General features: G+C 68.3%; 14 protein-coding genes and 1 pseudogene. 2 read left to right on the forward strand and 13 right to left on the reverse strand.

Going from position 1 to position 14,466, the window contains the following annotated elements; genetic code table 11:
• Nucleotides 1–174: 174 nt before the first annotated feature.
• The 8 genes and pseudogenes from MLGJGCBP_RS54470 to MLGJGCBP_RS38575 all read right to left on the reverse strand — a co-directional run.
• A pseudogene (locus MLGJGCBP_RS54470) lies at nucleotides 175–507 on the reverse strand (Mur ligase family protein); the annotation flags it as partial.
• An 80-nt stretch (nucleotides 508–587) separates the two neighbouring features.
• Nucleotides 588–1,967 carry a sulfatase family protein gene (locus tag MLGJGCBP_RS38550; protein WP_160102479.1) on the reverse strand — a complete coding sequence of 460 codons (1,380 nt, stop codon included), beginning with the start codon at nucleotides 1,965–1,967 and terminating at the stop codon, nucleotides 588–590.
• A 25-nt stretch (nucleotides 1,968–1,992) separates the two neighbouring features.
• Nucleotides 1,993–3,006 (reverse strand): sulfate/molybdate ABC transporter ATP-binding protein, encoded by a 1,014-nt coding sequence (locus MLGJGCBP_RS38555; RefSeq protein WP_160102481.1) that lies wholly within the window; start codon nucleotides 3,004–3,006, stop codon nucleotides 1,993–1,995.
• Complete coding sequence (cysW, locus tag MLGJGCBP_RS38560; protein ID WP_160102483.1) at nucleotides 3,003–3,809, reverse strand: sulfate ABC transporter permease subunit CysW; 807 nt, start codon at nucleotides 3,807–3,809, stop codon at nucleotides 3,003–3,005. Before cysW ends, MLGJGCBP_RS38555 begins: the two co-directional genes overlap by 4 nt.
• On the reverse strand, nucleotides 3,806–4,693 hold the full coding sequence (gene cysT / locus MLGJGCBP_RS38565) for a sulfate ABC transporter permease subunit CysT (protein ID WP_160102485.1): 888 nt from the start codon (nucleotides 4,691–4,693) through the stop codon (nucleotides 3,806–3,808). Before cysT ends, cysW begins: the two co-directional genes overlap by 4 nt.
• A 7-nt stretch (nucleotides 4,694–4,700) precedes the next feature.
• Nucleotides 4,701–5,732, reverse strand: a complete 1,032-nt coding sequence (locus tag MLGJGCBP_RS38570) for a sulfate ABC transporter substrate-binding protein (RefSeq protein ID WP_087559538.1) — start codon at nucleotides 5,730–5,732, stop codon at nucleotides 4,701–4,703.
• 182 nt (nucleotides 5,733–5,914) lie between these two features.
• The gene (locus MLGJGCBP_RS54475) at nucleotides 5,915–6,043 is read right to left on the reverse strand and encodes an Ms4533A family Cys-rich leader peptide (protein ID WP_373414344.1); all 129 of its coding nucleotides are present in this window, start codon (nucleotides 6,041–6,043) and stop codon (nucleotides 5,915–5,917) included.
• 87 nt (nucleotides 6,044–6,130) lie between these two features.
• A complete protein-coding gene (locus MLGJGCBP_RS38575) occupies nucleotides 6,131–6,322 on the reverse strand; it encodes a hypothetical protein (RefSeq protein WP_179220306.1) in 192 nt (63 codons plus the stop codon).
• Between the two features lie 77 nt (nucleotides 6,323–6,399).
• Between MLGJGCBP_RS38575 and MLGJGCBP_RS38580 the strand changes: the two genes are divergently transcribed.
• Nucleotides 6,400–8,355 (forward strand): glycoside hydrolase family 15 protein, encoded by a 1,956-nt coding sequence (locus MLGJGCBP_RS38580; protein ID WP_160102487.1) that lies wholly within the window; start codon nucleotides 6,400–6,402, stop codon nucleotides 8,353–8,355.
• A 25-nt stretch (nucleotides 8,356–8,380) separates the two neighbouring features.
• Here MLGJGCBP_RS38580 and MLGJGCBP_RS38585 read toward each other — a convergent pair whose 3' ends face one another.
• Nucleotides 8,381–9,319: an NAD(P)H-dependent flavin oxidoreductase gene (locus MLGJGCBP_RS38585; protein ID WP_160102489.1), complete on the reverse strand. Its 939-nt coding sequence runs from the start codon at nucleotides 9,317–9,319 to the stop codon at nucleotides 8,381–8,383.
• Between the two features lie 58 nt (nucleotides 9,320–9,377).
• A complete protein-coding gene (gene lepA / locus MLGJGCBP_RS38590) occupies nucleotides 9,378–11,270 on the reverse strand; it encodes a translation elongation factor 4 (RefSeq protein ID WP_160102491.1) in 1,893 nt (630 codons plus the stop codon).
• Between the two features lie 65 nt (nucleotides 11,271–11,335).
• On the opposite strand from lepA, the gene MLGJGCBP_RS38595 reads away from it, so the two are divergent.
• Entirely contained in the window at nucleotides 11,336–11,899 is a 564-nt protein-coding gene (locus tag MLGJGCBP_RS38595; protein ID WP_087559536.1) for a type II toxin-antitoxin system PemK/MazF family toxin, read from the forward strand.
• Between the two features lie 5 nt (nucleotides 11,900–11,904).
• Here MLGJGCBP_RS38595 and MLGJGCBP_RS38600 read toward each other — a convergent pair whose 3' ends face one another.
• The 3 genes from MLGJGCBP_RS38600 to MLGJGCBP_RS38610 all read right to left on the reverse strand — a co-directional run bounded on the left by MLGJGCBP_RS38600 (nucleotide 11,905) and on the right by MLGJGCBP_RS38610 (nucleotide 14,466).
• On the reverse strand, nucleotides 11,905–12,891 hold the full coding sequence (locus MLGJGCBP_RS38600) for an SGNH/GDSL hydrolase family protein (protein ID WP_236581614.1): 987 nt from the start codon (nucleotides 12,889–12,891) through the stop codon (nucleotides 11,905–11,907).
• On the reverse strand, nucleotides 12,798–13,571 hold the full coding sequence (locus MLGJGCBP_RS38605) for an aquaporin (protein WP_087559535.1): 774 nt from the start codon (nucleotides 13,569–13,571) through the stop codon (nucleotides 12,798–12,800). The genes MLGJGCBP_RS38600 and MLGJGCBP_RS38605 overlap by 94 nt, the downstream gene beginning before the upstream one ends.
• Before the next feature lie 64 nt (nucleotides 13,572–13,635).
• Complete coding sequence (locus MLGJGCBP_RS38610) at nucleotides 13,636–14,466, reverse strand: transglutaminase family protein (RefSeq protein WP_087559534.1); 831 nt, start codon at nucleotides 14,464–14,466, stop codon at nucleotides 13,636–13,638.

Consider the following 14,466-nt stretch of genomic DNA (forward strand, 5'->3'; position numbering starts at 1 on the left):
GACGGCGATGACCCGGCCGCCTGACCCGCGTCCACGGCCTCCAGGCGTCCCGGGATGGTGTCGACGTTCTCGATCCCCGATCGCCGTGTCGAGGTCCACGCCCCGGACGACCAGGGCCGAGATCGCGGCGCGCGCGTTGTCCACCTGGTGCACGCCGAGCAACCGGAGCCGCACCGATTCCCGGTCCCCGGCGCCGTGCAGCGTGAACGTCGTGCCGCCCTCGTCCGCGCGCACACGAGACGCGTGGATGTCGGCCGCCTTCGTCCTCGACGAGAACGTCAGCCGGGGCACGGTGACGGTGGCGGCGAGACGGCGACCGAATTCGTCGTCGATGCCGATGGCCGCGGCCGTGCAGTGCCGGGGGTCGAACAATCTCGCCTTCGCCGCGAAGTACGCGTCCATGTCGGGGTGAAGTCCAGATGGTCGCGGGCGAGATTCGTGAACACCCCCCCGGAAGAACGTCCCGTCGATCCGGTGCAGAGCGAGACCGTGGCTCGACACCTCCATCGCGACGGCGCCGACTGGCGTGCAGGTCACGGCGACGGAAACGCGATCATCAACCCGCGGCGCCCTGCGTCTCGACGCTGCTACGCCTCCACACCGCTCCGGGGTTCGTCCAGGATTCCGCGTTCCTCGCTGTAGGCCGAACGCACGTCCGGTACCCGGCCGAGCGTGGCGAGGTACTCCTCCATCGCCTTCCGGGCGTACGCCGTTCCCTCCTCCTCGCTCGGGATCGAGTCGCCCGTCGCCCGCCGCCACGTCGCGAGTTCGAGTGCCAACTCGGCCTGCGTCCCGGCGAAGTCCTCGGTGTCGGCGAGATTGTCGCGTTCACCGGGATCGGCGAGCAGGTCGTAGAGTTCCCGGCTCGGGCGCGGCAGGAGATGCTCGGTGCCCAGCGCCGCACCGGACAGGCTGTTCTCGATGTCCAGGGGCAGGTCGAGCCTGGGCCGCGGCGCGTAGTTCTCGATGTAGCTGAACCGCTTGCTGCGTACCGCGCGGATGGGGTCGAAGCTGTCGTGGAACGTCTTCTCCGTGAACAGGACGTCGCGCGCGGTCGCCTCCGACAGGCCCAGCAACTGCGCGGCGTGGGAGACGCCCTCCACGGCCGCGGGGACCGGGACGCCCAGCAGTTCGAGGAGGGTGGGAACCAGATCCACCCCGCTGAACAGGTCGTCGTAGACGCGGGGCGCCGCCCGCAACCGTCGCGGTGGGCGGATGATCGTCGCGATTCCGGTGCCCGGCGCATACAGCGTCGACTTCGCGCCGGGGAACGCCTCGCCGTGGTCGGTGAGGAACACCACCCACGTGCTGTCGTCCAACCCCTCGTCCTCCAGGGTCTGCAGCAGCCTGCCGACCGCGGCGTCGGCCACCTCGATCGACCCGTGGAACCCGGCCAGGTCCTCACGGACCTCCGGACGGTCGGGCAGGTACGGCGGCACGTCGAAACCCTCGGGATCGGCGGGCGCATACCTGTCGACCGGATATGGGCGGTGCGTCTCGAAAAAACCTGCGGTCAGCAGGAACGGGTGCGGAGGGAACCGCGCCAGCCACCGCGACGCCCGATCGGTGACGTACTCGCAGTACGAGTTCGACACGTCGTACTCGTGGAAGCCGAGCCGCTTGGGATACGCGGTCTCGTGCTGCATCCCGAACAGGGCCGTGTACCACCCCGCCTCCGCCAGCAGGGACGGCAGCGTGCGGACGTCGTCGTGGTACTGCCAGCCGTGATGCGCAAGTCCGATCAGTCCGTTGCTGTGCGGGTACCGGCCCGAGAACAGGGCACCGCGCGAGGGTGAGCACAGCGGCGCCGCCGCATGTGCGTCGGTCAGCAGCACACCCTCCGCGGCGAGCCGGTCGAGGTTCGGACTGCGAACCCCGGACGCGCCGTAACACCCGAGGTGACGGCCCAGATCGTGCCAGTGCACGATCAGAACGTTGTCACGGACGGGATTCACCGGGGTCGCCACAGTCGCCTCCTACATCGGCGGGGAGTTACAGGGAGACCGGAACTTCGGCCTCCGGGAGTTCGGGTACCCGCGTCGCCCGCGCGTAGACGGTCTCGCCCTCCCGCAGGCCGAGCGCCGCACTGTCGCCGCGGGTCACCTGGGCGGAGAACGGTTCGCCGGTGGCCTCGTTGCGCAGATCCACCCGCACCTCGAACCCGAGGTGCACCACGCGCTCCACCGTGGCCCGCGTGACACCGAGCGATTCGGCCGTCCCCGCCTGCTGCGCGAGGGCCAGGTCGGGGTCGCGGCCGAGGCGGATGTCGTGCGGCCGGACCAACTGCCCGTTGAGCTTGGCCACGGACCCGAGGAACGACATCACGAAGTCGTTGTGGGGACGGTCGTAGAGGTCCTCCGGCTCCCCGATCTGCTCGATCCGGCCCTTGTTGAGGACCGCGATCCGGTCGGCGACGTCGAGCGCCTCCTCCTGGTCGTGGGTGACCAGCACCGTCGTCACGTGCACCTCGTCGTGCAACCGGCGCAGCCAGGTGCGCAGGTCTGTGCGGACCTTCGCGTCGAGGGCGCCGAACGGCTCGTCGAGGAGCAGCACCTTCGGGTCCACCGCCAGTGCCCGCGCGAGCGCCATCCGCTGACGCTGACCGCCGGACAGCTGCGCCGGGTAGCGGTGCTGGAAGCCGTCGAGGCCGACGATCTCGAGAAGCTCGTTGACCTTCTTGTCGATCTCCGGCTTCGGCCGCTTGCGGATCTTCAGACCGAACGCGACGTTGTCGCGCACCGTCATGTGCTTGAACGCCGCGTAGTGCTGGAACACGAAGCCGATGTCCCGCTTCTGCGGGGAGATGTCGGTGACGTCCTTGCCGCCGATCACCACGGTGCCGGAGTCGAGGGCCTCGAGGCCGGCGATGGAGCGGAGCAGCGTCGACTTGCCCGACCCGCTGGGCCCGAGGAGCGCGGTCAGCGAACCCGAGGGGATGTCGATGGAGACGTCGTCGAGAGCAGCAAAGGACCCGTAGTTCTTCCGGGCGCCGGTCACGGTAATCATGTGGTGCTCCTCTTGCGGTCGAGCAGAGTCATCAGAAGCAGGGTGATCAGCGCGATGCCCATCAGCAGGGTGGCTGCGGAGTACGCACCGAACGTGTTGTGGTCGTCGATGTAGCGCGAATGCACGAGCAGGGTCAGGGTCTGGGACACCCCGGGGAAGCCCGAGGACACCATGATCACGGCACCGAACTCGCCCAGCGAACGGGCGACCGTCAGGACGACGCCGTAGGTCAGACCCCAGCGGATGGCAGGCAGAGTGATCAGCCAGAACGTCTGCCAGCGGCTCGCGCCGAGCGTCGCGGCGGCCTGTTCCTGTTCCTCGCCGATCTCGTGCAGGACGGGCTCCACCTCCCGCACCACGAACGGCAGCGTCACGAACAGGGTTGCGATGACCATGCCGGGGAGCCCGAAGATCACCTTGAACCCCAGCGATTCGAGCCCGCCGAACCAGCCGTTGGCGCCCCACAGCAGGATCAGCGACACACCGACCACGATGGGTGAGACGGCGAACGGGAGGTCGACCACCGCCTGCACCAGACCGCGGCCCGGGAACCGGCCCCGCACCAGCGCGAGGGCCGTGACGATCCCGAACACCACGTTCACCGGGACGACGATGGCCACGATCAGCAGGGACAGATTGAGTGCGGAGATCGCAGCCGGTGTGCTGATCGAATCGATGAAGGCGCCGATCCCGTTCTCGAACGTGCGGAACAGGATGATGACGATGGGCACGACCAGCAGGCCGAACAGGTAGAGCAGCGCGACCGCGCGCAGGGTGATCCGGGTGGACCCAGAGAGCTTCATTCCGCCTGCTCCTCACGACGCTGCCCCCGGCTGGCGAAGACCCGGAGGGCGAACAACGTCACGAACGCGATGGCCAGGAGGGCCACCGACACGGCCGCCGCGGCGGCCGGCCTGTCGATTTCGATCTGCTGTTGAATGTACTGGGATGCGACCTGAGTCTCCCGGGGAATGTTTCCGCCGATCAGGACGACGGAGCCGTACTCGCCGATCGCGCGGGCGAACGCGAGTCCGGCGCCGCTGATGATCGCCGGAGTCAGGGTCGGCAGCACCACCCTGCGGAAGATCGTCACGTTGTCGGCGCCGAGGGAGGCCGCGGCCTCCTCGACTTCCTTGTCCACCTCGATCAGCACCGGTTGCACCGAGCGGACGACGAAAGGCAGTGTCACGAACGCCAGCGCCACGATCAGGCCGGGCTGCGTGGCGTTGAGGTGGACGCCGATCGGGCTCTCCGGGCCGTACAGCGACAACAGCACGATGCTGGCGACGATGGTCGGCAACGCGAACGGCAGGTCGATCAGCGCGTTCACGACCCGCTTGCCGGGGAATTCGTCGCGGACGAGAACCCACGCGATGAGCGTGCCCATGATCACGTTGATCACGGCCACCACCACGGACACCACGACGGTGACCCGCAGGGACGCCACCGCCACCGGGGAGGTGATCGCGTCGACGAAGCCGGCGATCCCGTCGCCGAACGAGGCCACGGTGAGCGCGGCGAGCGGCAGGACCACGATGACACTCAGCCACAGGGTCGCGATGCCGATGCCGATGCCGAGCGGTCCCACGGCACCGGTGACCCGGGCGACCTTCTTGCGCGCAGGCGGAACGGGCGGAGGCGGCACCGTGATGCCGCGTCCGCCCGTCGTCGTCGATATGTCGCTCACGTCGGTCTTACTTGGTTGCGTTGTCGTAGATCACTGCGATGGACCCGGTGTCCTTGGCGAACACCTCGGAGTCGACCTTGGCCCAGCCGCCGAGATCGGCGATGGTCCACAGCTTGGCCGGCGCCGGGAACTTGTCGGCGAACTCCGTGGCGACCGCGGGATCGACCGGACGGAATCCGGCCTCGGCCCACAGCTTCTGGCCCTCGGTGGTGTACAGGAAGTCCTTGAACGCGTTGGCCTTCTCCAGGCTCTTGCTGTTCGACAGCACCGCGACCGGGTTCTCGATCTTGAACGTCGTCGGCGGGGTCACGTGCTCGACGGGATCACCGTTGCCCTCGATGAACAGCGCCTCGTTCTCGTAGCTGAGCAGCACGTCGCCGGTGCCCTGCAGGAATGCCTCCGACGCCTCGCGGCCCGACTTCGGCTGAATCTTCACGTGGTCGTTCACCAGCGCGGTGATGTAGTCGAGACCGGCGGCCGGGTCCTGGCCGCCGTTGCTCTTCGCGGCGTACGGCGCGAGCAGGTTCCACTTCGCGGATCCGGAGCTGAACGGGTTGGGGGTCACGACCTCGACGTCGGGACGCAGCAGGTCGTCCCAGTCGCGGATGTTCTTCGGGTTGCCCTCGCGCGTGACGATGGTGACGACCGAACCGAACGGAATCCCGTTGTAGGCGTCCTGGTTCCAGCTCTTGTCCACCAGGCCGGCGTCGACGAGGCGGGTGATGTCGGGCTCGACGGAGAAGTTGACGAAGTCGGCCTCGGCGCCGTCCTTGACCTTGCGGGACTGGTCACCGGAGGCGCCGTAGGACGGCTGGAAGGCCACGCCCTTGCCCTCGTCGGTGGCGTTGAACGCGGGGATCAGCTTGTCGTAGCCCGGCTTCGGCACGGCGTACGCGTACAGGTTGATGGTGCCCGCGCTGCCGTCGGCACCGGCGGAGTCGCCGCCGGCCGTGTCGCTGGCGCCGCCGCTGCACGCGGTCAGCGCAACAGCTCCGAGCGTCACGAGGGCCGTGAGAAGACTGCGAGAACGGCGTTTCATGGGAGAAACCTTCCTGGGGATCTGACACAGAGTGGTGGTGCGAAACAAGGAGAGAGGTGGTGCAGAGGGGAAGAACGCAGGGATCGCCCGGGCGGAATCGGGAATGCGGACGAAAATCAGCACCGCGAGGGGGTCGAGCGTGCGCGGTGCCACCCGGGCGCATGGCTGTGTGCGAGGAAGAATCAACAACAGTCGATGTCGGCGACTGCAAGCATGCCGACAGCGATCAACGCCAATTCATGGCGGACCTGGTGTACAGCGGCTTCAGACACGCCGTGAAATGTAGCAGAGGCTGAACCAACCTCCCACATCGAACAGGATTTACCGGGTGAGCAGCCAGGCGACGACGACGAGGACGATCAGCGCGAGCAGCGCGAGTGTGACGCGTGAGCGCGGCATCAGTGTTCCTCCACCTTCGAGACGTCCCGCCTGAGCAGAACGAAGACTGCGGCCAGCCCACGATCGAGCAGCCACGCCAGTCCCCCGCACACCGGCACCATGACCAGCAGCACGAGAGCGACCTGCGGAACGAACGGGAGTCCGGCGATCCACAGCTCGAAGCCGTCCCACCAACTCGCCATCCGGTCCACGGTGCCACCCTATCGTTCGCCGGCACCGAGTCGGCGCACAGGTGGACGCCGCGACGACGACAGCCGATGATAAGCAGATGGTGTCTCTCGATGCGCACTCGGACGACCAGCCCCGCTCCGCCGCGCATCGTCACCGTCGCGCGTTTCCGCCGATCGACGATTACGCATTCCTGTCGGACTGCGAGAACACGTGCCTGATCGCACGGAACGGCGCGGTCGAGTGGATGTGTATCCCCCGGCCCGACTCCCCCAGCGTCTTCGGCGCCGTCCTCGACCGCAGCGCCGGCCACTTCCGGATCGCACCGTACGGGCAGAACGTGCCCGCCGCCCGCCGCTACCTGCCCGGGGGACTGATCGTCGAGACGACGTGGCAGACCCCGACAGGGTGGCTCATCGTCCGCGACGCACTCGTGCTCGGCCCGTGGCACAACGTGGAGCAGCGGTCCCGCTCCCGCCGCCGCACCCCCACGGACTGGGATGCCGAACACATCCTGCTGCGGACCGTCAAATGCGTGAACGGCACCGTGGACCTCGAGATGAGCTGCGAGCCCGCGTTCGACTACCACCGCGGCGACGCAGTGTGGGAGTACACCGGCAAGGTCTACGAGGAAGCCACCGCCACCTGCACGTCGAGCGGTCCGGGCGACCATCCGACTCTCCGGCTGACCAGCAACATGAAGCTCGGACTGGAAGGGCGCGAGGCCCGCGCCCGGACCCGGATGGTCGAGGACGACAACGTGTTCGTGGCACTGTCCTGGTCGCACCTGCCTGCGCCGCAGACGTACGACGAGGCTGCCGAGAAGATGTGGCAGACAGCGAAGTTCTGGCGGGAATGGATCACGACCGGCCGCTTCCCCGACCACAAGTGGCGTGGCTACCTGCAGCGCAGCGCCCTGGCCCTGAAGGGGTTGACGTACGCCCCCACCGGCGCGCTGCTCGCCGCGTCGACCACTTCGTTTCCGGAAACCCCCGGGGGTGAACGGAACTGGGACTACCGCTACGCGTGGGTCCGCGATTCGACGTTCGCGCTGTGGGGTCTGTACAGCCTCGGACTCGACCGGGAGGCCGACGATTTCTTCGCGTTCCTCTACGACGTGTCCAGTGCCGACGACGGCAAGTACCGGCCGCTGCAGGTGATGTACGGCGTCGGCGGCGAGCGGACCCTCGTCGAGGAGGAGCTGCCGCATCTGTCCGGCTACGACGGCGCGCGTCCGGTCCGGGTCGGAAACGGCGCGTACGACCAGGATCAGCACGACATCTGGGGAACGATTCTCGATTCCGTGTACCTGCACGTGCGATCGCGCGAGCGGGTGCCGGAAACGCTGTGGCCGATGCTCAAACGTCAGGTCGAGGAGGCGATCGAGCACTGGCAGCTCCCCGACCGCGGCATCTGGGAGGTGCGCGGCGAACCACAGCACTTCACGTCGTCGAAGATCATGTGCTGGGTGGCGCTCGACCGGGGCGCGAAACTCGCCGAGCAGCAGGGCGAGACGAGTTACGCGGACCAGTGGGCCGAACTCGCCGACGAGATCAAGGCCGACATTCTCGAGCACGGCGTCGACGCACGCGGAGTCCTCACCCAGCGGTACGGCAGCGACGAACTCGACGCCTCACTCCTCCTCGCTCCGCTCCTGCGGTTCCTGCCCGCCGACGACCCGCGTATCCGCGCGACCGTGCTCGCCATCGCGGACGAGCTGACCGAGGGCGGGCTGGTGCTGCGCTACCGGGTGGAGACCACGGACGACGGGCTGACGGGCAAGGAGGGCACGTTCACGATCTGTTCGTTCTGGCTCGTGTCGGCGCTCGTGGAGATCGGTGAGCTCGACCGCGCGAAGCGCCTGTGCGAGCGGCTCCTCGGGTTCGCCAGCCCCCTCGAGTTGTACGCGGAGGAGATCGATCCCGGGTCGGGACGGCACCTGGGCAATTTCCCGCAGGCGTTCACCCATCTGGCGTTGATCAACGCGGTCGTTCACGTCATCCGCGCCGAGGAGGCCGCGGCGAGCGGCTTCCACCCTGCCCACTACGCGGTGTGATCAGGCCGAGGACCTGCGACTGCGGTTACTCCGCGAAACGGTGTAGCAACCGCTCCGCGTCGGCCGCGATCTGCCGCACCACGACACCGGCCGGCCGCTCCGACGTGACGAGACCAGCCGCCTCCCCGGCGTACACGACACCGAGGTCGGGATTCGCGGGGTCGTAGGCGGCGGCGAGTTCGGTGTCGGGGGCGTGTGCGCCGTGCCAGCGGGACGTGAACTCGTTGCTCAGGGCCCGCCCACCCCACCGGGCCGGCCACGGCTGGCTGCGCGCCTGGTCGAACACCGACGTGTACACGGTGTCGGCGCTGCCCGCCGCGATCAGCCTGCCGCGGGCGTACTCCGGTCCGATGGTTTCGGGGCTGGCCAGCAACGCGGTCCCGATCATCGCGCCTTCCGCGCCTGCAGCGAGAACGGCGGCGAGACCGCGGCCGGTCGCGATGCCGCCGGCCGCGAGCACGGGCAGCGCGGTGGCGTCCAGGATCTCCTGCAGCAGCGGCAACGTCCCGATCCGGCCGGTGTGGCCGCCCGCCTCGGCGCCCTGCGCGATGACGAAGTCGACGCCCGCCGCCTCCACGACCCGCAGATCGTCGACCGTGTTCACCTGCGACATCACGAGCGCCCCGGTGGCGTGCACCCGCTCCACGTAGGGGGCGGGATCACCGAACGACAGCGACACGACCCGCGGGTTCTCCGCCAGCGCGGCGTCGAGCAGAGCGTCGTCGTCGTCGAGCGCCCACGTCATCAACCCGATCCCGAAGGCGTCGCCGCCGATGCTCCGCGCGACCGCCGTCTCCTTCGCCACCCACTCCGGGGTGGCGTAGCGGGCCGCGCCGAGCAGGCCGAGCCCGCCCGCCTTCGACACCTCGCCGACGAGAGTCCCGCCGGCCCGTCCACCCATCGGGGCGCCGAAGATCGGCACCTCGATTCCCAGTGTCCGGGTCAACCAGGTTTCGAGGGCCACGTGCCGCACCTACTTTCGATCAGACTCGACGGAGGAGAAACAACGGAGGTCGCGGTGCCTACTTCTTCGGCTTGTCCCCGACCGACTCGGACGACAACGCCGCCACGAAGGCCTCCTGCGGAACCTCGACCCGGCCGATGGTCTTCATCCGCTTCTTGCCTTCCTTCTGCTTCTCGAGCAGCTTGCGCTTACGACTGATGTCGCCGCCGTAGCACTTGGCCAGCACGTCCTTGCGGATGGCGCGGATGTTCTCACGCGAGATGATCTTCGAGCCGATCGCCGCCTGGATCGGCACCTCGAACTGCTGGCGGGGAATCAGTTCCCGCAGCTTCGACGTCATCCGCCCGCCGTACGCGCCTGCCGCGGAACGGTGCACGATCGACGAGAACGCGTCGACGGCCTCACCCTGCAGCAGGATGTCGACCTTCACCAGGTCGGCCTGCTGTTCGCCGGCCTCCTCGTAGTCGAGGCTGGCGTACCCCTTGGTGCGCGACTTCAGGGCGTCGAAGAAGTCGAACATGATCTCGCCCATGGGCATCTCGTAGCGCAGCTCGACCCGGGTCTCGGACAGGTAGTCCATGCCGCCGAGTTCCCCGCGCCGGTTCTGGCACAGCTCCATGATCGCGCCGATGAATTCGCTCGGCGCGATCACCGTGCACTTCACCATCGGCTCGTAGACCTCGCGGATCTTGCCCTCCGGCCAGTACGACGGGTTGGTGACGACGTGCTCGGCGCCGTCCTCCATCACCACCCGGTACACCACGTTCGGCGACGTCGAGATCAGCTCGAGCCCGAACTCGCGCTCGAGGCGGTCGCGGGTGATCTCCATGTGCAGCAGTCCGAGGAAGCCGCACCGGAACCCGAACCCGAGCGCCACCGACGTCTCCGGCTCGTAGGCCAGGGCGGCGTCGTTGAGACGCAACTTGTCGAGGGCGTCGCGCAGCACCGGGTAGTCCGAGCCGTCGAGCGGGTAGAGGCCGGAGTAGACCATCGGCTTGGGGTCGCGGTAACCGACGAGGGGTTCCGTCGCACCGCCGCGGGCGGCGGTGACCGTGTCGCCGACACGCGACTGCCGGACGTCCTTCACGCCGGTGATGAGGTAACCCACCTCGCCGACGCCGAGACCGATGCTGGCCTTCGGTTCGGGCGAGATGATGCCGACCTCGATCAGATCGTGGGTGGTGCCTGTCGACATCATGGTGATCTTCTCGCGCGGCGAGATCCGGCCGTCGACGACGCGGACGTACGTGACGACGCCGCGGTACGCGTCGTACACGGAGTCGAAAATCATGGCGCGCGCCGGACCGTCGGGGTCGCCGACGGGGGCGGGGATCTGCCGCACCACCTCGTCGAGCAGTTCCTTCACGCCCATGCCGGTCTTGCCGGACACGCGCAGCACGTCACCCGGTTCACATCCGGTGATGTGCGCGATCTCCTCGGCGTACCGGTCGGGATCGGCGGCAGGCAGGTCGATCTTGTTGAGCACCGGGATGATGGTGAGGTCCTTCTCCATCGCCAGGTACAGGTTGGCGAGAGTCTGCGCCTCGATGCCCTGCGCGGCATCCACCAGCAGGATCGCGCCCTCGCAGGCCTCGAGTGCACGGGAGACCTCGTACGTGAAGTCGACGTGCCCGGGGGTGTCGATGAGGTGGATGACGTACTCCTCGTCGCCCACCTTCCACGGGAGCCGGACGTTCTGCGCCTTGATCGTGATGCCGCGCTCGCGCTCGATGTCCATGCGGTCGAGGTACTGGGCACGCATCTGCCGCTCCTCGACCACACCGGTGAGCTGGAGCATGCGGTCGGCCAGCGTCGACTTGCCGTGATCGATGTGCGCGATGATGCAGAAATTCCGGATCCGGGCAGGATCCGTGAACGTCTTGTCGGCGAAGCTGCTGATGGGGGACCCCTTACCTGGACCGGCACCGGCCCGGTTCCGGGCCACTGTCACCTGTCAGGATATCCAAGCCACCGCGTTGCGGCTGCTGCGGCATACACGCACTAAGCTCGGCGGCCATGGCGAGCACGTGGAGCAGCATCGGGAAGACGTTGGGCCGACTTGCACGGGACAAGGGACCGCAGCTTCTGGCGCAGCTGCAGAAGTCCGGCGCGCTGGACCGCGCGGCCGGTGTCCTGACCGGGTCGACGGCCGCCGCGCCGAAGCCGGCGCCGGGCCGTCCGGTCACCGCAGACTCCGCCCCGACCGCCCATCGGGCACGGAAGGTGGAGTACTCCCCCGACCTGGACGGGCGTGCGGATCCGGGCGAGATCGTGTGGACGTGGGTGACGTACGAGGAGGACGCGAGCCAGGGCAAGGACCGGCCCGTGCTCGTCGTCGGGCGCGACGGCGACACCCTGCTGGGGTTGATGCTGTCCTCGCAGAGCAAGCACGACGGGGACCGGGACTGGATCGCGGTCGGCTCGGGGTCGTGGGACGCGGAGGGCCGTGCGAGCTGGATCCGGCTGGACCGGGTGCTGGACGTGCCGGAGGCGGGGATCCGCCGCGAGGGCGCCGTCATGGACCGGGACAAGTTCGAGATCGTCGCGCAGCGTCTGCGCACGGACTTCAGCTGGCAGTGACGCGGTCACCGGCCCAGATCTTCGGCGACCATCTCCGCGATCGCGGTCATCGCGAGAGCGTTGGGATGTGCCGGTTCGGCGGGTGATTGCGGCAGCATCCCCTCGAACCACCGCTGCCCCGTCGGCGCGCACGCGTCGTGCCCGCCGTCCACGGCGGCCTTCGCGATGTCGATGTAGTGCACTCCGTACCTGGCGGCGGCGTCGACGTAGATCTGGTTGAACCGTTCGAAGTACCGGTTGAGCCAGACCGCGTCCGCGTCGGACACGGGCAGATTCGGCCAGCAGCCGCGTCGGCCGACGGAACCGCCGTGCCCGATCAGATAGACCTCGGCGTGCGGGGCCTTCGCCACGATCGCGGCCACCACCGCGTCGACCTGCGGCGCCATCTTCGCGATCCCCTCGACCGTGAGCTGTTCCGCCCGCGGGTTGTCGCGGCACCCGGCGTCCGCGCCGGGGACGAGGGCGCCGCAGCGCACCGACACGGGCAGGTGGTTGGAACCGCCGCCGCCGATGCTGAGCGTCACGACGTCGGTGTCCGCGCGCAGGGCATCGATCTGCGGCGGGGCGAAGTGCGTCCCCACGAACTGCGCGGTGCTGATCACGTGGGCGGGTGTGGCGGCGGAGCACGTGACGTCGGTGAACGTGGCGGCGCCGATCAGCCGCGCCAGCTTCGCCGGATAGTTCAGGTCCGGTGATCGCAGGCACAGGTCGCGGTGCTCCGAGAATTCGATGAGCGGCCCGGACGCGCGGGAGTCGCCGAGGGCGACATACGTCGGTCCCGGCCGCGGTGCGTCCTCGGCGGTCGCGGTCGCGGGGACCGTTCCGGTGAGCGCGAGGACCGCGCACGTGAGAATTGCGGCCCGCAGGTCCCGGGCACCCGCCCCGGGTCGGTCGGTGCTCAGCTCTGCAGGCGGTCGTATCGACCGAATAGCGACCGGTAGACCAGCGCGCCCACCGCGCCGCCGATCAGCGGGAACACGATGAACAACCACACCTGCGCGAGCGCGCCGTTCTGGTAGGGCGCGACGGCGAGGCTGCGGGCCGGGTTGACGGACGTGTTGTCGATCGGGATCGATACGAGGTGGATCACGGCGAGCGTGAATCCGATCGACACCCCGGCGAGGGGGACGTCGGAGATCTGGTCGGTGGACGCGAGGACCACGAACACGAGCAGCGCGGTGAGGAGGATCTCGACGATCATCGCGGCGCCGATGCCGTAACCGTTCTCGATGACCCCGCCGAGCGGGCCCTTGATGGCGGACGGGCTGTGTGCGCCCCAGCCGTTGGCGCCGAGACCGTCGTCCGCCCGGTTGTACGACGGCAGGCTCTGCGCGATCGTGTAGACCACCACACCGGCGACGAGACCACCGATGACCTGGGCAACGATGTACAAGCCCGCCTTCGCGACGGACAACCGGCCGAGCGCGAGGTGCCCCACCGTGACGGCAGGGTTGACGTGACAGCCCGAGATGGGACCGATGGCGTAGACGAGGAAGAGCAGGGTCAGTCCGAATGCCAGTGCCACACCGAGGTTCCCGACCTTCGCCCCGGCGAAGACCGCCGTGCCCACCGCCGCGAAGACCAGTAGGAACGTACCGACCGCCTCTGCTGCGTATTTCTTGAGATCCGAGATCGGTTCGACTTCTACGTATTCCTGTGCGGTTGGAGACATTGAACCCACCTTCGTCGAAATGGATCGTTAGTCCTGCTTTCCACGGATAGATCTGGGTGGCACTTTACGCCAGGCGTGTGATCTCCACGACGACTTCGAGATCTGTTGCCCGGCCACCGGAGAAGATGCCCTTGAGCGGCGGAACGTCCGCATAGTCCCGTCCGATGCCCACCGACACGTGCTGTTCGTTCACGGCCACGGCGTTGGTCGGGTCGTATCCCCACCACGCCCCGGTCCACGCCTCGACCCATGCGTGACTCTCCCCCGCCACCGTCTCGTCCACCGCCGCATCGGGTTTCGGGTGCAGATAGCCGGACACGTAGCGACTCGGAATTCCCATGCTGCGCAACAGAACCAGCGTGAGGTGCGCGTAGTCCTGGCACACGCCCTGCCGTTCGGCCCAGGCGTCGACCGCGGACGTGTGGACGCCGGTCGTCCCCGGGACGTAGTCCATCTCCCGGTGCACCCAGTCCGCCGCCGCGACAACGGCTTCGTGGGGGGTGCGTCCCTTGCGCAGGTCCCGCGCGATGGTGTCGAGCTTGCGGCTGCGCGGCACGAACGTGGTGTTGCTCAGCTGTTCGTTGAACCGGTCGGTGAGCGGCGGGCTCGCCAGTTCGTCCCAGTCCGCCTTCTCCTCCGGCTCCCAGAACGGTTCGGTCTCGACGACGGACAGTCCGGTGACCTCGAGTTCCTTGTGCGGCGCATGGAGATCGAACGCGGTGACGGCGGTGCCCCAGTAGTCGGTGTAGCGGTACGACCGCGTCGCCGGCGTCGTCTCCACCCGGTTCAGGATCACCGTCTGCCTGCTGTCACCGCGGGGGGTGAGTCGCGCCTCGTTGTACGAGGACGTGACCGGTGCGTCGTAGGCATACCCGGTGGTGTGCACTACTCTCAT

The sequence above is a fragment of the Rhodococcus sp. T7 genome (genome assembly GCF_009872365.1).
Lineage (GTDB): Bacteria > Actinomycetota > Actinomycetes > Mycobacteriales > Mycobacteriaceae > Rhodococcus_F.